The 20,844-nt window shown below is 63.1% G+C and carries 21 protein-coding genes and 1 pseudogene; 8 read left to right on the top strand and 14 right to left on the bottom strand.

Annotated features, from left to right (window positions below; all coding sequences use genetic code 11):
• Positions 1-82: 82 nt before the first annotated feature.
• Complete coding sequence (locus AC1DYM_RS09515; RefSeq protein WP_477337725.1) at positions 83-721, bottom strand: response regulator; 639 nt, start codon at positions 719-721, stop codon at positions 83-85.
• Positions 722-973: 252 nt separating this feature from the next.
• Here AC1DYM_RS09515 and AC1DYM_RS09510 point away from each other — a divergent pair, with 252 nt between their 5' ends.
• Positions 974-3,733 carry an ATP-binding protein gene (locus tag AC1DYM_RS09510; protein ID WP_477337724.1) on the top strand — a complete coding sequence of 920 codons (2,760 nt, stop codon included), beginning with the start codon at positions 974-976 and terminating at the stop codon, positions 3,731-3,733.
• A 115-nt stretch (positions 3,734-3,848) separates the two neighbouring features.
• Complete coding sequence (locus tag AC1DYM_RS09505) at positions 3,849-4,070, top strand: hypothetical protein (protein WP_477337723.1); 222 nt, start codon at positions 3,849-3,851, stop codon at positions 4,068-4,070.
• A 32-nt stretch (positions 4,071-4,102) separates the two neighbouring features.
• On the opposite strand, the gene AC1DYM_RS09500 is transcribed toward AC1DYM_RS09505, so the two are convergent.
• From AC1DYM_RS09500 to AC1DYM_RS09480, 5 genes are all read right to left on the bottom strand, one after another.
• Positions 4,103-4,537: a PA2169 family four-helix-bundle protein gene (locus AC1DYM_RS09500; RefSeq protein ID WP_477337722.1), complete on the bottom strand. Its 435-nt coding sequence runs from the start codon at positions 4,535-4,537 to the stop codon at positions 4,103-4,105.
• Positions 4,538-4,603: 66 nt separating this feature from the next.
• The gene (locus AC1DYM_RS09495) at positions 4,604-5,359 is read right to left on the bottom strand and encodes a DUF2884 family protein (protein WP_477337721.1); all 756 of its coding nucleotides are present in this window, start codon (positions 5,357-5,359) and stop codon (positions 4,604-4,606) included.
• A 5-nt stretch (positions 5,360-5,364) separates the two neighbouring features.
• Positions 5,365-5,907: a hypothetical protein gene (locus AC1DYM_RS09490; protein ID WP_477337720.1), complete on the bottom strand. Its 543-nt coding sequence runs from the start codon at positions 5,905-5,907 to the stop codon at positions 5,365-5,367.
• Positions 5,908-5,909: 2 nt separating this feature from the next.
• The gene (locus AC1DYM_RS09485; protein WP_477337719.1) at positions 5,910-6,443 is read right to left on the bottom strand and encodes a peroxiredoxin; all 534 of its coding nucleotides are present in this window, start codon (positions 6,441-6,443) and stop codon (positions 5,910-5,912) included.
• A gap of 153 nt (positions 6,444-6,596) precedes the next feature.
• On the bottom strand, positions 6,597-7,055 hold the full coding sequence (locus AC1DYM_RS09480; RefSeq protein WP_477337718.1) for a hypothetical protein: 459 nt from the start codon (positions 7,053-7,055) through the stop codon (positions 6,597-6,599).
• A 194-nt stretch (positions 7,056-7,249) separates the two neighbouring features.
• Between AC1DYM_RS09480 and AC1DYM_RS09475 the strand changes: the two genes are divergently transcribed.
• Both AC1DYM_RS09475 and AC1DYM_RS09470 read left to right on the top strand, forming a co-directional pair.
• A complete protein-coding gene (locus AC1DYM_RS09475) occupies positions 7,250-7,666 on the top strand; it encodes a universal stress protein (protein ID WP_477337717.1) in 417 nt (138 codons plus the stop codon).
• A gap of 94 nt (positions 7,667-7,760) precedes the next feature.
• The gene (locus AC1DYM_RS09470) at positions 7,761-8,582 is read left to right on the top strand and encodes a ferritin-like domain-containing protein (RefSeq protein ID WP_046977772.1); all 822 of its coding nucleotides are present in this window, start codon (positions 7,761-7,763) and stop codon (positions 8,580-8,582) included.
• Between the two features lie 76 nt (positions 8,583-8,658).
• Here the strand turns inward: AC1DYM_RS09470 and AC1DYM_RS09465 are convergent, their stop codons facing one another.
• Entirely contained in the window at positions 8,659-9,375 is a 717-nt protein-coding gene (locus AC1DYM_RS09465) for a hypothetical protein (protein WP_477337716.1), read from the bottom strand.
• Positions 9,376-9,473: 98 nt separating this feature from the next.
• On the opposite strand from AC1DYM_RS09465, the gene AC1DYM_RS09460 reads away from it, so the two are divergent.
• Positions 9,474-10,733 (top strand): MFS transporter, encoded by a 1,260-nt coding sequence (locus AC1DYM_RS09460; protein ID WP_477337715.1) that lies wholly within the window; start codon positions 9,474-9,476, stop codon positions 10,731-10,733.
• A gap of 60 nt (positions 10,734-10,793) precedes the next feature.
• Positions 10,794-12,095, top strand: coding sequence for a thioredoxin family protein (locus AC1DYM_RS09455; protein WP_477337714.1), 1,302 nt, complete (start codon positions 10,794-10,796; stop codon positions 12,093-12,095).
• Between the two features lie 112 nt (positions 12,096-12,207).
• Here the strand turns inward: AC1DYM_RS09455 and AC1DYM_RS09450 are convergent, their stop codons facing one another.
• Positions 12,208-12,516 (bottom strand): DUF3247 family protein, encoded by a 309-nt coding sequence (locus AC1DYM_RS09450; RefSeq protein ID WP_046966889.1) that lies wholly within the window; start codon positions 12,514-12,516, stop codon positions 12,208-12,210.
• Between the two features lie 107 nt (positions 12,517-12,623).
• Between AC1DYM_RS09450 and AC1DYM_RS09445 the strand changes: the two genes are divergently transcribed.
• Entirely contained in the window at positions 12,624-13,292 is a 669-nt protein-coding gene (locus AC1DYM_RS09445; protein ID WP_477337713.1) for a glutathione S-transferase, read from the top strand.
• Positions 13,293-13,404: 112 nt separating this feature from the next.
• Positions 13,405-13,734 carry a hypothetical protein gene (locus AC1DYM_RS09440; RefSeq protein WP_046966891.1) on the top strand — a complete coding sequence of 110 codons (330 nt, stop codon included), beginning with the start codon at positions 13,405-13,407 and terminating at the stop codon, positions 13,732-13,734.
• 59 nt (positions 13,735-13,793) lie between these two features.
• Here the strand turns inward: AC1DYM_RS09440 and AC1DYM_RS09435 are convergent, their stop codons facing one another.
• From AC1DYM_RS09435 to AC1DYM_RS09410, 6 genes and pseudogenes are all read right to left on the bottom strand, one after another.
• Positions 13,794-14,327 (bottom strand): hypothetical protein, encoded by a 534-nt coding sequence (locus AC1DYM_RS09435; protein ID WP_477337712.1) that lies wholly within the window; start codon positions 14,325-14,327, stop codon positions 13,794-13,796.
• Between the two features lie 78 nt (positions 14,328-14,405).
• Positions 14,406-15,257, bottom strand: coding sequence for a peptidoglycan-binding domain-containing protein (locus AC1DYM_RS09430; protein WP_477337785.1), 852 nt, complete (start codon positions 15,255-15,257; stop codon positions 14,406-14,408).
• Between the two features lie 24 nt (positions 15,258-15,281).
• Positions 15,282-16,577: pseudogene (locus tag AC1DYM_RS09425) on the bottom strand (XVIPCD domain-containing protein); the annotation flags it as partial.
• A gap of 201 nt (positions 16,578-16,778) precedes the next feature.
• Complete coding sequence (locus AC1DYM_RS09420; protein ID WP_477337711.1) at positions 16,779-17,627, bottom strand: hypothetical protein; 849 nt, start codon at positions 17,625-17,627, stop codon at positions 16,779-16,781.
• Positions 17,624-19,447 (bottom strand): type IV secretory system conjugative DNA transfer family protein, encoded by a 1,824-nt coding sequence (locus AC1DYM_RS09415; RefSeq protein ID WP_477337710.1) that lies wholly within the window; start codon positions 19,445-19,447, stop codon positions 17,624-17,626. Before AC1DYM_RS09415 ends, AC1DYM_RS09420 begins: the two co-directional genes overlap by 4 nt.
• Positions 19,448-20,350: 903 nt before the next feature.
• Complete coding sequence (locus AC1DYM_RS09410; RefSeq protein WP_477337709.1) at positions 20,351-20,683, bottom strand: DUF4377 domain-containing protein; 333 nt, start codon at positions 20,681-20,683, stop codon at positions 20,351-20,353.
• Positions 20,684-20,844 lie beyond the last annotated feature (161 nt).

The following is a 20,844-nucleotide window of genomic DNA, read 5'->3' as shown; positions in this document are numbered from 1 at the left end:
ATGCGCCCGGCGCACCTATGGTTTAGTCCGTTCGGCGAGGGGATGCATGGGCGGTTGGTCACCCCCTGACTTCCGGCAGGGGTTACGAGGCGATACCGCGCTCGCGTGCGTACTCGGACAGCCGGCTGTCGTGATCGATGCCGAGTTTGCGCATGGCGTCGCGCTTCTGCCGGCTGACCGTCTTGACGCTCCGACTGAGCTGCTCGGCGATCTGTGAGATCGACATGCCGCCGACGTAGAGGCGGACGACCTCGATCTCCCGGGCCGACAGTCGCACGCTGTCGACCGAGGTCTGCACGCCGCCGGTGTCGAACTGGCGGCGAATCGTGTCGCTCATGTAGGCACGGCCGGCCGCGGCGTAACGCACCGCCACGGCGACCTCCCTGAGGGGTGCGCGTTTGTCGCACAGGCCCAGGGCGCCACGACTGCGCATGGTCTGCAGCACGGCCGGATTGTTGACCATGGTCAGCACAACGACAGGAAGACGCGGATAGCGCCGGCGAATGAGGTCGATCAGCGACAATCCGTCGCCATGACGCCCGCCCGGCATGGAGAAATCCGTAACGACCACATCGCAGGGAAGCGACGCCAGCAGTTCGACAAGCCGGTCGCCGTTGGCCGCTTCACCGACCACTTCGATATCACCGCCTGCCTCCAGGGCGGCGCGAGCCCCCATCAGGACTACCGGGTGATCGTCGGCAATGATCGTTCGCAGAACCATGTCTTCCCTCGCAAGCGGATGTGTGCAGCCGCTCTCCATGAGATGTGCTACTCATTCATACCATCGTGGAGATTACAGTAATCGTCCGCTCGTGGCTGAAGGAACACCATGAAGCTATTGAGAATATTGGCCATTTTTTGCGGCCTTTTGTGTACACGACACGCCGGGGCGAGCGCAGCCGACACGACGCGTGAGGAGACAGGACAGCACGAGCAAGTCGCGATCTTTCATGCCGCCACGGACTCACTCGCGATGTCGACCACGGCGCGCGAGGTTCCACACGAAAGTTCCGCACCGACCCCCGTCGACGTGCCACTGAGCGCCGCGGAGCGCGCCTGGCTGAAGCAACTTCCCGTGCTGCGCATCGGTATCGATCCGTCTGCCGCACCCCTCTCGCTCATCGATCGGAGCGGTAACGCCGAAGGCCTGGCGATCGACTACCTGCGCGAAGCAACCCGCGTGCTTGGCCTACGTACCGAGACGGTGAGCACCTCCGATTGGCATGACACCATCGAACGCGCTGCCGCGGGCGAGATCGATGTGCTGCCTGCGGCATCACCCAGCAACCTCACGCTGGCGAGACGCTTCGGCTTCACGGTGTCCTACCTGGATCTTCCGGTGGTGATCGTCACCCGCGAGCATGCCTTCGTGGTGACAGGTCCCGACGATCTCGGCGGTCACCGGATCGCCGCCAATCTTGCCCAGGGTGCCGTCTCGGCGGCGGTCGCGCCCATGTCGTCGGTCGACGTCATGCCGGTCTCCAGCACGGCCGAGGGTCTGGCTGCGGTGGCCTCCGGCAAGGTCGACGCTTACGTCGGCGATATCGCCACCGCCGAGGTGCTGATCCGGCGCGACTATCCCGCGCAGCTCAGGATCGCCGCGCCGACGGGCAAGCAAGCCGGTGTCGCGATGGCGCTGGATCGACGCTTCGCCCCCTTGCTTCCCCTTCTCGACCGCGTGCTCACGCAGATGCCTGAGCGACGCAGCCAGACGATCCGGAACACCTGGCTGCGCTCCGACTACATCTGGGGAGGATCCTGGCGGGAGATCATGCGTAAGGTCGGGCCGGCGGGTGCCGCGGTGCTTGCCCTGCTGCTCCTTGTCAGCCATGCCTACCTTCGCCTGCGACGCGAGACGCGACGCCGAGAACGAACGGAAGCGCAGCTGGCCGACGTGACGCGGCACATGCCAGCCGTCGTTTACCGTTTTCTCCACCACGCAGACGGACGCATCGGGTTCGTCTACGTCGGCGGCAATCCGGAGCCGATCTTCGGTGTATCGGCCGATACGTTTCTCCATGACGAACGCCGCGCATTCGCGCGGATCGATGCACGCGACCAGACAACGCTCATGGCCGAGGTCAACCGCGCGGCGACCTCGCTGACGCCCATCCACGCAGAGATGCGCATACGCGACGTGGTGCCGGAACGCTGGGTGGCATCGCATGCGGTACCGCGGCGTGTCGGCGATGCGGTCGAGTTCACCGGGTACTGGATCGACGTGTCCGAACGACGACGCCAGTCGATCGAGCTCGCCGCGGCGAAGGAAACGGCCGAATCGGCGACGCGCGCGAAGAGTCAGTTCCTGGCGACGATGAGCCATGAAATCCGCACACCGATGCATGGCGTCATCGGCATGCTGGAGATGCTTGGCACGACCTCGCTCGACGTCACGCAGCAGCGCTTGCTCGGCACGGCCGAGAGCTCGGCCGGGGCCTTGCTGCGCATCCTCGACGACGTCCTCGATTTTTCCCGTATCGAGGCCGGAGAACTGCTCATCGCATGCGGCCCGGTCGATCTACGGGAGCTCATTGAGGGCGTCGTCGACCTGTTCGCATGGCAGGCCGGCAACCAGGGGCTGGCCCTCGCATGCTGCATCGACCCACGTCTTGCTCCCCACGTCTTCACCGACGGTGCGCGGCTTCGCCAGATCCTCCTCAACCTGGTCAGCAACGCGATCAAATTCACGGTCCGCGGCACGATCACCGTGAGCGTCGAGGTCTCAGAGGACACGTCGGGTCACCAGTCATTACGCATCGTGGTGGCCGACACCGGCGTGGGTATCGCTGCCGATGACATGGCCCGGCTGTTCGCGCCGTTCAGCCAGGCCGACTCGGCCACCACCGGGCGACCGGGTGGCAGCGGTCTCGGCCTCGCCATCAGTCGGCGATTGGTCACCTTGCTAGGCGGCCAGATCGGCATAACCAGTGAGCTCGGCGTCGGCACCCGCGTCACCGCTGAACTGACCCTACCCGTCACCGCCGGAGACGATGGAGACGAGCGACGGTTGCATTCCCGACCGTCACACGCCGGGGTGTCCCTGAAGGTACTGGTCGCGGAGGATCACGCCACCAATCGTGAACTGGTCGCCGCACAGCTGGAGCGGCTTGGGCACAGGCACACCGTTGTCGATGACGGTGAGCAGGCGTGGATCGCGGCGACGACCGAGGTCTTCGACGTGCTCCTGACCGATCTGCAGATGCCGCGGCGCGATGGTTATGCACTGGCGCGCGCCCTTCGCGAGAGCCACGTGACCTTGCCCATCATCGCCATGACGGCAAACGCGATGCCCGAGGTGGAGCAGCGCTGCCTGGCCAGCGGCATGGATGGATTCGTGGCCAAGCCCGTCCGGCTCGGTGCACTGCGCGATGTGCTGGCCGCCGTCGGAACCGCTAGCGCGGTGTGGGACCTCGAGGCCCTGCGCAGCGACTTCGGAAGCCTCGCCACATTGCCCGCCATGGTGGCTCGCTTCGCCACCACCCTGCGCACCGATCTCGACGAAGCGGCAACCCTGCGCTCTCCGGCGGATGTCGCGGCGTGGAGTCATCGCATCGGCGGGGCGCTCCGGGTCTTTGGACCCTCGCACGCGGCGACGATGCTCGAGCGCCTCGAATCGGAGCTACGTGGGGACGATGCCAGCACCGCGCTACAACGGCTGCCCGGCGTGATCGCAACCCTGCGGGTGCATGTCGACCGCATGGTTAGTGCCGCTGCCAGCCTGGCGTCAGACTGAGTTTTTTCTCAAAAAAAAGTGCAATTTTTCAGATTCGTCTGATTCCTCGTTCGGCTTCGAGCGGCGACCCTTATCGACATACGCCGTCAGGCGCGTCGAAACGGAAAGGTCGCCCATGCATCAGCAGGTCATCGATTACCACATCGCCGACATCGGCCATGCCTGGGGTATTTTCCGCGAGGGAGTGCAGATCGCCGTACGCAAGGACCCTGGCGATGCGATTGCCTTCGCCAACTTCTTCGCCGATCGGGAAACACGCATGGCGGCTCACCCCGTGCGCGTCTCCGCCGACCGCCACATGCACCGGACCCTGATCGAGCTGAGACGCGCCGCCTGACAGCGGACGGCAGGCGCCCGACGGGGAGCCGCTCAGCGCCCGGTCGCGCCACCCATGTGGATCATGTCGAGGTGCAAGAGGCGCAAGCGCGCGATGTGCCGACCGACGACGGCGCGGTCGCCAGACGATGATTCGAGACGCAGGAACGCGTCGAGAAGACGACGCTCCATGAGCTCCAGCGTCCGTATATAGGTGACATCGGGGTCGCTCGACAGCTTCGCCGAGGCTTCCATCATGCTGCGCCGGACGCCACTCATGGGGCCGCCGGCCATGGCAGGACGCCCACCCGTGGCGGTGACCTCGCCCTGCAATTCTGCGGCGATCGCCGTCAGCGAGTCCGCGGATTCCTGCAATATCGCCTTGAGGCCCGGCTCCCGCACGCCACGTGCCGCCTGACCATAGAGATCACGATCCGCAATGACGCGGCGAATCAGCCCATTCACGACACGGATCGAGTTACGTTCCATGGATGAAACGTTAGACCTGTCGGACTTAGCCGGTGATAAACGGCCAGGTATCCGGTCAGCCGGCGGTCATCCGCCTGTCTCGATCAGCATGAGAGGCTGACCGGATGCGTCGCGCCACCCGGACTGCAGGTCCAACAGCTGACGCACCGCCGGACAGAGCGCCTGCACCCGCGGCCTGAGCGCGGCTTCCAGCTTGGCAAGCACGCGTGCCTGCCCGCCGGTGGAGATGTCGGCAACGCGGTCGCGCAACGCGGCGGCGCCGTCCAGATCCCCGTTCATCGCCAACTGCATCGCTTCACTGCCGACGTCTTGGCTGAGCACCGGCGTGATGTCCGAGACGATCTCCTGCGCGTAGGCACGCATCGCATCGGCCTGCCAGTCGCGGGTGCTCTGGCTCGCGGCGATGCGCCGCTTGATATCGGTGACACGGCTGGCAAGGACCCGGTCGAGTTCGCCACTGCTGAGCGACCCCGGGGAGGCCCTTCCGGCCTCGTCCCGCACCGCGCGCGCGGCGACGTCCACGCCATCGCTGGCGATCGCCTTGGCCTTGGGCACCAGGGCCCGGACGTCACGCTCGAACAGGGCGACACGATCCTGCTCGTCCGCACGCAGCGTCACCGCGCGACCGTCCGTGGCGAGGCTACCGTCGTGCAGGCGGACACTGCGCGGTGCCACCTGCGGGCGCTCGAACAGGAGAGCATCGGGTCGGATCGTGAGGTCGTAAGTACTGGCGACCCCACAGGACAGCTGGCCCACGTCCTGGGCGCCGACGCCGCCCGAGGCGCAGACGGCAGCGACAACGATCCACCAACGGGCAGTCATCCGGCTCACAGCGCGGGCTGGGCGAACTGCTGCCGGACCGACACGCTACCCAGTGCCCAGGCCAGCCAGGCCAGCACGGGTACCGAGACCGCCTTGAGCACGACGCCAACGAGGAGGATCGAGCGCGCCTTCATACCGCGGGCGAGCAGTTCGGGCGGCAGGCCGTCCTGACCGAGCACGACACCGATCTCCTGCCACTGATGGAAGGCGACCACCGCCGTATAGATCGCCCAAACGGCCAGTACGCCGGCGACGACGCGCATGGCGCGCCGCCCCCATTCGCGCCAGCGCAGGGTTCCCAGCGCCAGCACCATCACGGCAAACGCGCCGAGGGAGTAGCTCAGCGACCACGCCATCAGCACGCGCGGGTCGGGACCGCCCGCCGCCAGCGCCTCGGGGGTCATGGAGCCGATGGCGCCGGCTGCGATGATCGCGCCGTACGTGTTGATCACGAAGCCGACGGCCGCCAGCAGCATCACCAGCCAGACCACGATGCGCCACGGCGCGAAGGGTCGGGCATGGCGTGCGCCCTTGAGAGCCTTGAACATGCTCAGACGCCCGAACCCTTCAGCTGCTCGAGGTCAGCCAGCACCTGGCCGGAATTCTTCTCCGGGTCCACGTCCTTGTAGACCTTGGCGATCTTGCCGTTCGGGTCGATCAGGAAGGTCTCGCGGCGGGCGTACTTGCTGCCCTTTTCATCGCTGAGCACGTCGTACTTCGTCGCCATGGCGCCGTCGGCGTCGGAAAGCAGCGGGAACGGGACGTGGTACTTCGCGGCGAATTCGGCATGCGATTTCACATCGTCGAGGCTCACCCCGTACACCACGGCGCCGGCCTTATGCAGCTTGACGATATCGTCGCGGAAGGTGCAGACCTCGGTGGTGCAGCCGCCAGTGAAGTCCTTCGGATAGAAGTAAACCACCAGCCACTTGCCCTTCTCGGTATCGAGGGTGTGCCACTTGCCATTCTGGTCCTGCAGCTTGAAATCGGGCGCCTTGTCGCCGACGGCGGGGCCGGTCGGGGCGGCAGCCCAGGCGGAAACAGTGATCAGGCAAAGAGCGAGAAGCGTGGAGAGGCGACGCATGGGGAAACCTCGATGGGTGGGAATCAGGGAAGTGTACTCGTCCGCGTGAATGCGGGTTCCGCCCTCTTCGGTTGCGAGCCCCGAGCAGGCGTCGCCGATTCGCAAAAAAAAGAGGCGCCCCGGAGGACGCCCCTTGTTTCACCGAGCCGGCGCTTACTTGCCGATTTTCTCGATCTCGAACTTGCTCAGGTCGACGCCGAGGTTGAAGCCGCGGCCCGTACCCGTCACGGCCAGCGAGACTTCGCCCTTGGTCATTGCGGCGCTCTCGGCGCTCTTCACGACACCGGCGTTGGCGCCGCCGCTGGCGTATTCGCCGTAGATCTCGCCAATGCCGTGGACGTGGGTGAATTCACCCTTGCCGCCTTCGATGCTGAACTTGCCGGCGGTCAGGCCACCACCACGGACGTGGATGATCACGTCGGCGCTCTGGCCGTTATCGCAACGGACGTGGCCCCGGCCATCGGCCTTCTTGTAGATCGCAGCCCAACCCGTGGTGCTGAACGTCATGTGGCACTTCACCTCAGCACTGCTGTCAGCCTTGGCGGGCTGGACGGAGAAGGTACCTGCAGCGGCGAGAGCCAGGACAGCCAGACCGGTAATGCGCTTGATCATGTTCGTTTCTCCGTGGGTAGATAGCAGGAAGCTGCGAGATCGGATTCTGTACTCACGAATGTGAAGAAACACGGACGCCCCGGACGGCCGTTCAGGTAAGCCGGGGATTCGTGGAAGACCCGTGAACCGGCCTCCCCCGGCCGGCTGCCGGCGGCTTACTATCGATTCAACGCCGCGACTCGAAGGGGAAAGGCATGCCCAAGCACATCCTGGTTGGCTACGACGGCTCCGAAACCGCCCGCCGCGCCTACCTTTTCGCCCTGGAACTGGCGGCCTGCGCGGGGGCCCGGGTCCACGTGGTTTCGGTCCTGCAGGTGGACAACGGCGCCGATACGGCTGCGCTGATGATGACCGAGAGCAACGGCCGGGGGCGCCAGGAGGCGCTGGAGGCCGAGGTGAGGGCCTTGAAGCCGGAGGCGGGGGTGCCGGTCACGGTCGACCTCATCCACGGCAGCCCGGGCGACGCCCTGCTCTCGTACGTCCCCCGTCACGGGGTCGACCACATCGTCATCGGGCATACCGAGCGCGGCGCCCTGGCCCGCTGGCTGGTGGGTTCGACCTCCACCGACGTGCTCGCCAAGGCCCACGTGCCGGTGACGGTGGTCCGCTGACCGCAAGGATGCCGCGTAGCCAGGCCTGCCCGGCTTTGTCACAATTCGGTCAGATGCCCTCGGGGCGATAAGACAAAGCGATCGGGGAAAACGCGTGAGCTACGCCGCCACCTTGCCATGGACGCTTGAAAAACTGGACCTCTCTCGTATCGATGTCGAGAAGGTCAGGCACAACGAAGACCTGTTCCTGCTGCTTTGCAGCTCGTCGTTCGTCGAGAGCGGCTCGGATCTGTACACGCATCTGCTGGTCGACCACTTCGCCGGCGACGAAACGCTGCAGGCGTGGCTTCGCGATCACTGGGAGCACGAGGAAATGCAGCACGGCCGCGCACTGGCCGCTTATGTGCGCCACGTGTGGCCGGAGTTCGACTGGGAAACCGGTTTCCGCAACTTCTTCGCACACTACGGTTCGGTCTGCACGCCGGATGAGCTCGAACCCAACCGGGGCCTGGAGCTCGCCGCGCGCTGCGTCGTTGAAACGGGTACCGCGAGCCTCTATCGCGCACTCAACGAAGTGACCGATGAGCCGGTGCTGCGTGAACTGACGAACTACATCAAGAGCGATGAAGTCCGTCATTACAAGAACTTCTACCAGCACTTCCGCATCTATCGCGAGCGCGACAAGATCGGCCGCTTCAGCACGCTGCGCACCTTGCTCAAGCGCCTCAGCGAAATCAAGAACGAAGACAGCGACATTGCGTTGCGCCACGTCTTCAACGTACGCCATCCCGACAAGGCGCACGACGACGCGGAATTTCGCCGCATCGCCGGACGCGCGGAGGGCCTTCTCAAGAAGCACCTCCCCGCCGAGATGACGGTGAAGATGCTGCTACGTCCGCTCGACCTTCCCGCCCGGCTCAACACCATGCTCGAATGGCCGCTGACCCGCATCACCGAGAAGCTCTTCCTGCACTGAAGCACCCCGCCCCACCGATGAATCGGCCTCTCAAGGTAGGAGCCGATTCATCGGCGAACGGGTGCTAGCCCAAACCTCACTTCTTCTTACCAGGAAGCGGCGCCCACTTCTCCGCATCATAGCCACCGGTATCGAAGGTCAGCGTCGTCTCACCCCGGCTCACCGTCACCACATCGATCGTGAGCCGCTTGGTCTTCGCCATGTCCTTGATGAACTGCGGGTCGTTGCGGAAGATCAGCGCCGGCTCGCCCGTCGGTGGGCGGAAGGCATTCAGCGTCTTCGGCTTGCCGTCGAAGGTCGCCTTGAGCGTGYAGTCACCCTTGCAGACAAAACCCTTGCCCGTCGTCGCGTAGAGGAAGACGGTCTGACCCCAGGCGGTATGACGACGCAGGATCAGCCGTACCGACGCCTCGCCCGTGGGCTGGCTGGACTGAATGGTCGCCGTGCTCTGCGTGCCGCCCTGCATGGGCGAGGTCTGGTAGAGCCATAGGGCGGTCAGGCGCGCCTTCTCGCTGGAGGCCTTGTAGTTCGTCTCGAGATTGTCGAGGGTCTTCTTCACCTCGGCGGCTGCCGGGGTGTCCGGATACTTATCGACGATTTCATGCCCCAGCTGCACGGCTGGGCCGTCGTTGTGCAGCTTCAGCAGCTGCTGGTAGGTCTCCAGCTTCTTCGCTGCTTCGTCGGCCCGGTTGTCCACAGGTGCCTGCTGCGTGGTCTGGGCATCGGGCTGCGGCGAGCAGGCAGCCACCGTGACGGTGGCAAGGAGAACAGCGAGCGGAGCGAAACGGCGCATGGCGAAAGCATCCCGGAAGTACGAAGCCCTAGCTTCGCCCCTGGGCGCGGCCGCTGGCAAGGCGGGCGTAGAATCGCCCGACTCCCCAAGGATCCCTCATGCCTTCGTCGTCCCCCGAAGCCGTCTCCCTTCTGCGCCATCGCGCCTTCATGCAGTTCTGGTTCGCCAAGAACGCCTCCAGTTTCGGTTTCCAGATGATGTCGGTCGCGGTCGGCTGGCAGATCTACGAGATCACCCATCGCGCCCTCGACCTCGGCCTCATCGGCCTCGTCCAGTTCGTCCCCTCGGTGCTGCTGGCCCTGCCCGCCGGCCACGTGGCCGACCAGTTCGACCGGCGCCGCATCGTCACCATCTGCCAGACCATCGAGTGGCTGGCGATCGCGCTGCTCGCCGTATTCAGCCTCAGCGGGCACATCAACGAGGTCGGTATCCTTGCCCTGGTCTTCGTGGTCGGCCTCGGCAAGGCCTTCGAATTCCCGGCCCTGCAATCGATGCTCCCGGCGATCGTCCCACCCGCCGTGCTGCCCCGGGCGATGGCCTCCACCGCCTCGGCGGGCCAGGCGGCGATGATCGCCGGCCCTGCCCTCGGTGGTCTCCTTTATGTCGCCGGGCCCGGCACGGTCTATTCGGTGTCCGCCGTGCTCTACCTTGTCGCGCTGACGCTGATGTCGCGCCTTTCCTACGACCACCAGCCGCCGCGCCGCGAGCCGGCCACGCTGAAGACCCTGTTCGCCGGGGTCCACTTCATCCGCCATCGGCCCGCCGTCTTCGGCGTGATCTCCCTGGACCTTTTCGCGGTGCTGCTGGGCGGCGCCACGGCCCTGCTACCCATCTTCGCCAGGGACATCCTGCATACCGGCCCCTGGGGCCTCGGTCTGCTCCGTGCCGCACCGGCGGTGGGCGCCCTGCTGATGTCCGTGTGGCTCGCCCACAACAGCCTGACCCGGCGGGTCGGGCCGATCATGTTCGCCTCCGTGGCGGGCTTCGGTGTCGCCACCATCGCCTTCGCCCTCTCCTCGACGCTCTGGGTGTCGCTGATCGCCCTGTTCGCCCTGGGCGCCTTCGACATGGTCAGCATGGTCATCCGCGGCGCGCTGGTGCAGCTGGAGACCCCTGACGACATGCGCGGCCGGGTCAGTGCGGTCAATGCCATCTTCATCAACACCTCCAACCAGCTGGGCGAGTTCGAGTCCGGCATACTCGCCGCCGCGCTCGGTGCAGTAAATGCCACGCTTATCGGCGGTATCGGCACCCTGGTCGTGGTCGGCCTGTGGACCTGGTGGTTCCCCTCCCTGCGGCGTCGCCAGGGCCTGGTATCGGACCCCGAGCCGATCGAAGGCGCCAGCAGCACGATCTGACATCTCGTCGAAAACGTGCTAATAAAGTGGACGTCTATACCGCCAAAGGGGACGTCCACGATGAAGCGCCTGCTCGCCGCCGCTCTTCTCACCCTCGTTGCACCGGCCTACGCCGCGCACGAGGGTCCCGCCAGTCTCGATGCCGCACTTGCCCAGGGCAAGCGCGAGCACAAGCCGGTGCTGGTCGATTTCCAGGCGGTCTGGTGTTACTCGTGTTACTACATGGCCAGCCACGTCCTCAACGGCAAGGAGTGGAACGATCTGGAAAAGAAGATCGTTTTTTACGAGGCCGACGCGGACAAACCCGCCGACAAAGCATGGATGAACAAGCTCAACGTTCACTTCCTTCCGACCTATGTCGCCATCGGCCCGGATGGAGAGGAGCTGGGACGCATCCTCGCCGAGCAACCGCGCGAGAAGTTCTATCCGCAGGTCGCCGCGCTGCTCTCCGGTGACGCGCGCCTGTCGCACCAGAAAGACGAAGCCGTGAAGGGATCGCTCGCCTCGGTCGCCGAGGTGCTCGATACGTACCAGCAGCGCTACCAGGGCAAGGAAGGCATGGCCTGGTTCGATACCCTGCCATCGATGGTTCGTAACGTGTCCGATCAGGACAAGCGCGTCGCACTGGCCAAGCAGAAGTTGCTGCTTCTCGAAGGCAAGGCCGACAAGAACGACGCGGCCATCGCGGCGGCAGCGACCAAGGTGCTTGCCGGCAATATCGGCTGCGACCGTCCTTACGTCCTGGATGACCTGATCGGTGCAACAGCCGCGCAGCCCCCAGCGACGCGACAGGCTTCACTGTCGCCGCAGAAGCCGGCCTTCGACGAGTATCTGTCCACGCAGATCTTCGTGGCATCGCCGACCTGCGCCGACCAGCGCAGCGCTGTCCTCACCGCCGCTGATCTCGACGCCGCCATCGGCGACACGGCCGGCGAGCAAGCGGTACTGCGCAAGGCGATCGACCTCAGCCGCGAGAAGCTTCACGGCGATCTCAAGAGCGACCGCAACCTCGCGGATAACCTTCGCGTATATCTGGTTCGCGCCAAGGCCGGCGATGAGCTGGATACCCTGGAAAAGCAACTGATCGCCGCTTATCCGAGCGACTACGTCTACAACTATCGTTACGGGCGTCGTCTCGTCGAGAGCGGAAAGTTCGCCGAAGGCCTGCCCTACCTCGAAGCCGCTGCAAAGAAGGCCTACGGTGCCAACACGATCAGTGTGGCGACGTATCGGGTGAAGGCGCTCCACGCGCTGAATCGCGAAGCCGAGGCACGCAAACTTGTCGCCACGACAGTAGCGGCACAAGGCGCCGCCTTCCCGGAGCAAACCAAGAAACTGCAGGAAACCCTACCGTCCGCCTAACGCAATTCGTTCGCTCAACGCGTTTTGGTAGGAGCCGATTCATCGGCGAACAGGCGTCGCTACGTAGCACACGCTGATCGCCGATGAATCGGCTCCTACCAAATCCGGGCGCTTACGTCTGCGACGTACCGTAACCCACCGAGTCCAGATGCTCGACCCGCGCGATGGTGTCCAGCGACACCGTCGCCGACCAGTCGGGGCGGTCATTGTCGATCAGCTTGACCACGCCGTTGATGCCTTCCGTTCCATCGCCGTCGACAAAGGTTTGCGTTGTGGGAACAACCGCCACGATGCCTTGCATCGTCGAACCATCCTGCAGATGAAGAATGACCTTGGCGTTGTCACGGAGCTCGTGAATCAGCGCCTGCAGTCGCCCAATCGTGCCCTTGTCGGTATGAATCGTGTCGGCTTCGCGGCCCATGTCGATGTCCTCGTGGTGTCAGACCGCCGAAGCTACTCGCCGCCCGTCGATGGAATGTGCACGCGGCGCGCTGCTACGCTGCGCCCTCTTCCACATCCGGGCCGGCCATGATCATCGTCCATCACCTGAACAACTCGCGCTCCCAGCGCGTCCTCTGGCTGCTGGAGGAACTTGGCCTGCCCTACGAGATCGTCCGCTACCAGCGCGATCCGAAGACCATGTTGGCGCCCAAGGAGCTCCGCGCCATCCACCCGCTCGGTAAGTCGCCCATCCTCCAGGACGGCGATGTCACCCTGGCCGAGTCCGGCGCCATCGTGGAATACCTGCTTGAACGTTACGGCCAGGGGCGCCTGAAACCCGCCGTTGGCAGTGCCGATTGGCTGCGTTTCGTCTATTTCCTGCACTACGCCGAAGGCTCAGCCATGCCGCCGCTGCTGCTCAAGCTGGTCTTCGTCCGCATGGAGACGGCGCCGGTCCCGTTCTTCGCCAAGCCGGTGGCCCGGATGCTGGCCAAGGGCGCGCAGAAGGCCTTTGTCGATCCGCAGCTCAAGCTGCACCTGGACTACATGGAAGGCGAAATCGGCAAGTCCGAGTGGTTCGCGGGTAGCGAGTTCACGGCAGCGGACATCCAGATGAGTTTTCCGCTGGAGGCCGCCGCCAGTCGAGGCGGCCTCGACGCCTCCCGGCCTAAGCTGCATGCCTTCCTCGAGCGAATCCACGCACGCCCGGCGTACCAGGCGGCGCTCGCCAAGGGTGGCAAGTACGATTTCGCATGAGATTGACCAGCCTGAATCCCTGTTCAATCCGCCACTTGCCCATTTACACGACCCTCACGACCCGGGCCGCAAAGTCGATTCCCGTCAGCAACGCTTGAGAGGGAGCCATCCAATGAGCAGAAATCGCGAGTTCGCGCAGCAGGTCGAGACCGCCGTCAATGGCGTATCCGGCCGCGTTCGCCACTATGCAGACGAGGCGACCGGCGCAGGCAACGACCTGCTCGAGCGCACCCGTCGCGTGACCAACAAGTTCGCCAAGCGCAACAGCGGCAGCAGCCAGAAGGTTCGTTACCTGGCCGAGGATCTTGCCGATGAAGCGACTTATCAGTATCGCCGTCTGCGGAAGCAGGTCCGCCGTAATCCGGGTGTGACTATCGGTATTGCGGCTGCGGCTATTGGGACGTTCCTGTTGATTCGTCATGCGCTTCGCGACGACGATTGATTCACGACTGTCGAACCGCTCAAAGGCCGGGAGTAATCCCGGCCTTTTTTCGTGGAATCTCAGTCGGACATCAGGATCGCTTCGACGTCGGGACTCGCCTCGGCGTAGGATTGCGCAGACGCAGCATCAGTCGGATTCGATGCGACATAAGAGCAACCATCGGCGACCGTCGTCTTGTGCAAGGCAGCTGCAAGATCGAGCATCGCTCGACGCAGTTTGGCTTCCATTACCGACCGCCTGCCACGTGCAATCGAAGCCATCTGTTCGTCCGAGATACCAGATGCCAAGATGATCTTCTGCGCCTTCGCGAACTCCGCCGTATGTTTGAGCGTGAAGGCACTCACGTATGCCGTGAGGTCGACGCCTTCCGCTTGGCAAACATCGGAAGCAATACTGCCAAACGCGGTGTAGAAACCCAGAAAGTGCGACGCGGCGTACTTCTTCTTGTTTTCAATCGAAAGCGCCCGCATGTCGCTCGCTGCGCTCCCGGACGGCGAGTCGACGGCGGAATTGGCCGAAACGGATTGCGGAGTGGCCGACAACAGCATTAGTGCCGGATAGAGCAGTGTCGTCATGACTTTCTTGTGCAACATGATTGCATTCCTTGAAGCTGATTACGAAAATTCAAGCCGCGTGAAGGAGTCGGTCCTTAGGCGATGCCCTTGCGCCCCTCACATCACAGGCGCTTGCTGTGCCATCTGCGCACTCCGCTCCTGACTCTGCTGAGCGACCTGATCCATCTGCTGGTCGAATTGCTGAATCTGCCTGATCGACTGCTCCGACTCCGGCGGCGGAACGCTCATGTCGACGACAGCAGGTGTCGCCATCAGGCCGTGAGTGTCGATGGTCAACTTCATGCTGTCGTAATCCATATGCACCCCACCCAGATTGCTGGCGTTGATGCGGTGTCGGTGGCATGAAGCGGTGAATTGCATCAGGCGTTCTTCCGACGAATCCGGCAGCCGACGCTGTAATTCGTTATAGAGCGAGTGATCCTTGCTGTTCGGGTTACGAGGGTCACTACGAGACTGGTGAGCCAGCATCGGAGGCGCGGCGGCCCTCGAAAGGGACGCACCCGTAGGCGACTCATACGCTGCCATCGGCGACGAAGGCTGCACCTGAGATGCAGGAACCTCGGTAGACATCCTGACCTGTACGGGTCGCTGCAACTCTGCAATGAAGGCCTGTCCGTGAATCCTGTTGCGAGTCGCGTCGTCGGCCTGTCCTGTAACAGGCATCGCATGACTCGACTGGAACCGGGCCACCGCCGTCTGAGTCGACACGTCGTAGACGCCGTGCGTCGCCAGCGGCTCACCTGCCATGTCGCGGATGCCGAGCGTGTTGAGGTTTTTTTGGAGTTCGCGGATGGCCCCGCCGTCGGTTTTATCGAACGCATCGCTTCGCGAGGGCGCAATGACCGGCTCTTCCCGCGACGGGAGGGGCCTCGAAGGTTCGAGCACGGCAGATTTGACTGGCGACGGGGGCGCCAGATCTTCTCGACTGACAATCGCCTCCTTCTCCATATTGAGCATGTGCAGTTGCTGATTGGACGATTCCAGCGGAACGTCGAGCGCTTTCAACGCCTCGATACTCGCCGTCCTGGATTTGGGATAGTCGACGTCGTCACCGAATGCCTCAAAGGCACGGAGAGTCGGTCGGTCAGGCCGGAAGTTCTTCCCGAACTGAACATCTTCGATAGCGATCATGTCGCTGCGCCTGGCCTCGATCACGAGGCCCGCGGTCAGCTGATCGACCTGAGCACGATTAAGGTCGATACCGGAGCGCGCGTGCAACTCCATGACCTGCACGCTGGTAGAGCGGTACATAGCGTAGTCGGGATGCGCGGGGTCGCTGAGTTCACGAACGGCATCGGGGCCGTGGACGCCCACAAGGTATCGAGGGCCGAGGTGTGCCGCGATTTGTGGATCGAGCGGATCGGGCAGCGCGCAGAGGATCATCTTGCGCTCGTCGTTGCAGTGCGGTGGTGATGCCTGCGATCCCATAACGTCGCGGTAGCCCTCGTGTCTGAATTCCGAGGTGCTATAGATAAACAGATGATCTTCGGAACGATGAATCTGGAACATCTCAGGGTCTGTCGGCACCAACATTCTATGGACTAATGGCGTATCGCTAAGAGCGTTCAAATAGTCGGCGACGATGTTGAAGTTGAGAATTGAAAGGCCGTCACGGTGATAGCTGCCACCGATATCCGAGTGAGCGCCGGGTACGATGATGCCAACGAACCGGCCATCCGCCGAGCGCCCGGGCCGAAGAATCTGCGTGGAGGGAAACGCATTGCGCCGCTCGTCACGGGCAGTAATTTGTATTCCAGTGACCGTTGAGCTTGTAGGCTGACGATCGTGGTTGTTCGGCACGCCTGTTCCGACGGGGTCGAAGAGGACCTCACCCATCACGATCCTGCCCGGCGCACGCAAGGGCGCAAGGGTCCACTTGACGATATCGGGGCCAAACGGTTGATGGATGACCTCTCTCCCATCAGGGTTCTGGATACCCAACTCCTGCACCTTACGTAGGAATCCGGCGGCCTGCTCCGCACCGCGACTGAAACCAGTAGCCATCAGCCGGATATCAGCATTCGGATCGACCTTCAGCCACTCTTGGGCGCGTTCGCAGAACTTCAGGTACATCCAGTCAATTCGTTCGTCGTAGGATGCCCCAGTCGCGCCATCGACCGTCCTGGCAACGATGCCTTCCTGTGTACCGGCGCCCTTGATGTAGTCCGCATGCAACCGAGGGTCGACACTGCCCGCGTGCGATAACTGCAGATGCAACTTGCCGACATTCGTCGCATGCTCCGGATCCGCCCAAAGGTCGTTTCCGGTACCGTCGAAATTTGCAACTTATAGGCGCGAGTGCGGGTCAGACGCCCTAAACATGTGCGGGACCGACAGACTTCCAACTTCCTGTGCCGCCTTCGCGTATACCTTCCGATCAGCGTCCGTCACCGGCTCCGTTCTTACGGCATCTTGCAGGTGGCCACGACTGTCGCGCTTATGCTTCTCTACCACGTCCATGTACTCCCGTTAGAATCTTTGCGAATACGCTATGACCGCATCCGTCCGTAGGTTGGAGAATTTGTTCGTTGGATCTGTGGGGTGAAGTAGCCAGATCCACGCTTTCATGTAGACATGTATCGATCGATCCTCGACTACCAGAATGATGTCGGGTGCGCTCGGAGGCACGCTGAGGTGTACATCGTTGACGTCCAGATCAGGCGCGTAGCGGACCATTCCGGAACGAAATATCTCGCCTAGATCAATCTTCTCGTCGTGATTCGTACCGTCCTTCGATGTCCACGTGACACGCGCGACTGAAGGAAATTCGAGGTTTGCCCAACCGCCCGAGAGGTTTTGCCGATCGCGCCCTGTGAAAGGACCGCTCGGCGATCCGCTATTCACAATGTAGGCATTGCCGTAGAGCACGCGACATCTGAGTGTGTCGAAGCACCTCGCGCCGAAACTGTGATCGTAGAACGGTATTTTCAGCACACCGTTCTCGATCTTCGACTTCATGTGCCACGACTTGATTCCCGAATGACAACCACTCGCCACGGTCATGGCTGCCGCCATGGCCAGATACTTGATATCCATCTCTTCGTTCTCCGTTACCTGACCAACAGTCGATTCGGTGCGCGGTGGTATCGTGTGTAGATCAGGCCTCCGTTTGACGACCGACGGAATGCCACCAGGCGGCAACGGACCGAGCGCCTGCCGCGTCCGCGCATTAACCGCCTCGATGTCACGCAACAACTGAATGTCGTAGTGCCGATCTGGGACGGTTAACTTATGCACAGCTATTAGCGATGACGGGCGCGCGCCAACGTCCTTGTCAAACGCATCACGCGCGGTCGCACCTCTAATCGACGCAGTCACGCGGCACGAGCTCGTTGAGACGTTTCAGCGAACGGATTCGGTCCCTTCGGCGTTCCCGATGTCGTGGCATCCGCCGGATCCGAAGACGGTACCGTCTCGCGCCGAACAACCACGGGCGCGATACCCGCACGCTCCTTGAACATCTTGTCCTTGAAGAACCAGTTCTTCCTGGCGCGGATGGGCTTGCAGCCTTCATAGAAGATCAACTCTTCGTCGCCCGGCAGCTCCTTGATCTCCTGGGGCAGAAGCAAGGCGCGGCGCTCTTCGGTGTGGCTCGTCGATACCTGGCGCGAACCGTTTCCGCGACTGGTATTTCGGTGCTCCTTGCGGACGGTTTTGAAGCCAAGCATTTCGCTGTACTGGTTGGCATCACTCTGCTCACGCGGCGCGAAGACGATCTGCGCGCCGTGGTTGGTGATGAAGTTCTCGGCGTCGTGATCGCCGTAGGCGGCACGGAGCTGGGCGCGGCTCTGCACGATGCAGAGGTCGCGTACGCCGTAGCTGGCGGAGATGGAGATGCGTTTGGCCCATACGTCGACCCGACCCATGGCGGTGAACTCATCCATGAGCATGAGCATCTGGAACGTAAGGTCGGGCTCTTCGCCGAGCTGTTTGCCGAGGTTGTTGCCGATTACAGTGCTGAAGAAGATATTCAGCAGCTTCGCGCTTTCGTCGAGCTTATTCGTCGGAATGATGACGTAGAGCGTGGTCAGCTTCTTACGGAGACTCGTGACATCGATGTCGCTCGCGTTGGTGGCCGCCGCGAGGATCGGGCTGAGGAATTGCTGCAACGGTGCCTGCATGGAGGCGATGACGGATGAGAATGTCTGCTCCGCCAGGCCCGCAAGGTTGCCGAAGACCGTCCGGGTCTGTGGTGTGATGAAGGCGTACGTCGCGCTGTTCAGAAGTTCGTCGAGCAACGACTTCGTACCGTTCATGTCCTCCCCGCTAGAGAAACGGAGCACGCGCTCGAAGCTCGGGTAATCGGAAGACGCGTTGATGTTCGGCTTGTCCTGCGCACCCGCGATACAGCACGCCACCTTCTGGTCCCAGCGCTCGAACAGGAATGACGTGAAGGCTGTAAACGCCGCACGGCTCTGCGACGTCCAGAACGGGTCCCCGCCCGGCTGGTCCGGGTAAAGAATGGCCGAGAGGGTCTGGATCTCGCCGATGCGCTTGTCCGGACTCATGCCCGCGAGGGTGGTCATTGGATTGAAGCGATGCGTGTGGCCGTTCTCGTCGTACGGCGCCCACACACGAATGTCCTGACCCAGGGCCTCGCGCCAGCCGCTGGTCGCCTTGTGGAGCTCGCCCTTGAGGTCGAGCACCACCATCGACTGCTCATACGACAACAACACGGGGATGGCGACGCTCGTCGTCTTACCCGAGCGCGTCGGACTGATGGTGATGACGTGCTGCGCGCCGCCGAGCCACAGGTAGCGGCCCTTGTACTTGCCCATGAGGATGCTCTGCGAGGTCTGCTTGAGCAGCCCGGCCTTCTTCAGGTCGGACATCGTCGCGAAGCGCGCGTCGCCGTGTGTCGACTCCGGCTTCGACCTCAGTGCAGGGACGAGAAGGCATAGCCACGTCAGCAATGGAACACCGAAACCGAACGCCCCGCAGAGTTTGATTTTCAACACGTAAGGGGCGACTTGCGGCAGATCGAGCGCGCGAAAGTACTCCCAATACGTCGTCATACCCAATGGAACACTGTCGAGTCTCAGCGCCCACAGCGTCAGATAACCCGCCAGATACTCGCCACCCAATGCCGCGAGCGCGCCGAGGACCAACAGAGCGATTGCCTTCATCTTGCCGTTCATGCGCTCGTGTTCCGTCACGCCAAAGTTGGACAACAAGCATGCAATAGATGACAAACAAAGCGGAGCGGCGCTGGCGTATTGAGCGCATTTTTCCGATTTCTTCTATTCGCACCGCCCTCTGCTCTCACGCGCCGCTCGCTCCCACGACATCCGCGCATGCGCATCTGCCGTGCACTGCAGCCCCATACGCGTCAGCGCCGCAATGGCGTCGAGCCCGAGCGACATGCGCTGGCAGTCAACTGCCTCGGCTTCGTGGACAAGTTCTGCGAGCAACTGCGTGAGACCTCGAGCGTATTGCAGCCACTCGGTGGCTTCGTTCAGCAGATTGTGAGAATCGACGTAGGGGTCAGCTCGACAATTCGTGCAGGTTGTAGTCGATGAGTTCATGGCGTGCTCGCAACTGAAAGGGCAGCGCGCGTCCAAGGTGCGGCACGCCACGCACAGCGCAGCGTGCCGCGGGCAAAACGCGGACTCGCGGGTTCATCGGCAGCCCGAGGCCGGGCGCCGGGTGGCGTGCTTCGACGAAGTGGGTGGCGGCGTCAGCCCTGGTCGCGAACCCACGCAACTACGCGCCGGGTAAGACGGCCAAGAAAAACCTTAAGGAAACGACTGTCGCCGCCGTTCGTCAGGCGTGTCTGCCGTGTCGGCAGACGTCCCGGTAACCGGTGGGGGTGTCGCCGAGGGGATTCGGCGGGCGAACGAGTGCCGTATGATGTGACATAGTCAAATCAGCTCCGTACAAGTTGGTTTGATCAGCGGCTCGGGAGTGTTCTAGCACTCTCGGGCCGCGCTTCTCATCGCATCGAGCGATGGTTGCCTGCGACGCGTTTCGAATCGACAACGCAGACAACGAAGCGACCGTATCAAATCAACTTGCAGTTGTCTGTAGTCGCGCAGCGCGATTTACGGCACCGGATGCTGTTCGACAATCTTGTCGACATGCCACGTCACCGGCGACGCATCGGCCGGCACGTTCTTCGCGTGCACCTCGGTGATCTTCACCAGGTATTCGTTACCCGCCTTCCAGTCGAGGCCTTCCACCGGCGCGTAGTTGATCTGCCAGGCGTCCTTCGGCGTTTCGCGGTACTGCAGGCACTCGGTCTTCATGACGCCGTTCGTGCACGGCACCTTGGCGCCGGCGATATACAGCAGTCGCGAGCGGGAGCCGTGGTCGGAAGGCGTGGTCGCGCAGGCGGCGAGGGAGAGGATGGAGGCAGCGAGAAGAGCGAGGCGCATGGCAGGAATCCCAGGTCGTATGCCTTGGAGAAATACCAGCTTCGGGGTGGCAATGCCATGGACGGGATGTGACGTTGGGGGGGGGGCAGGTCTTGGCTAGCACCCTTTTCGCCGATGAATCGGCTCCTACAAGGGCACCGCTCAACAAAAAAGGGGCCGGA

It is taken from the genome of Luteibacter sp. P1_D3 (genome assembly GCF_056406135.1).
The sequence above is the reverse complement of the archived record's forward strand: the minus strand, read 5'-3'. Positions and strand labels throughout refer to the sequence as shown.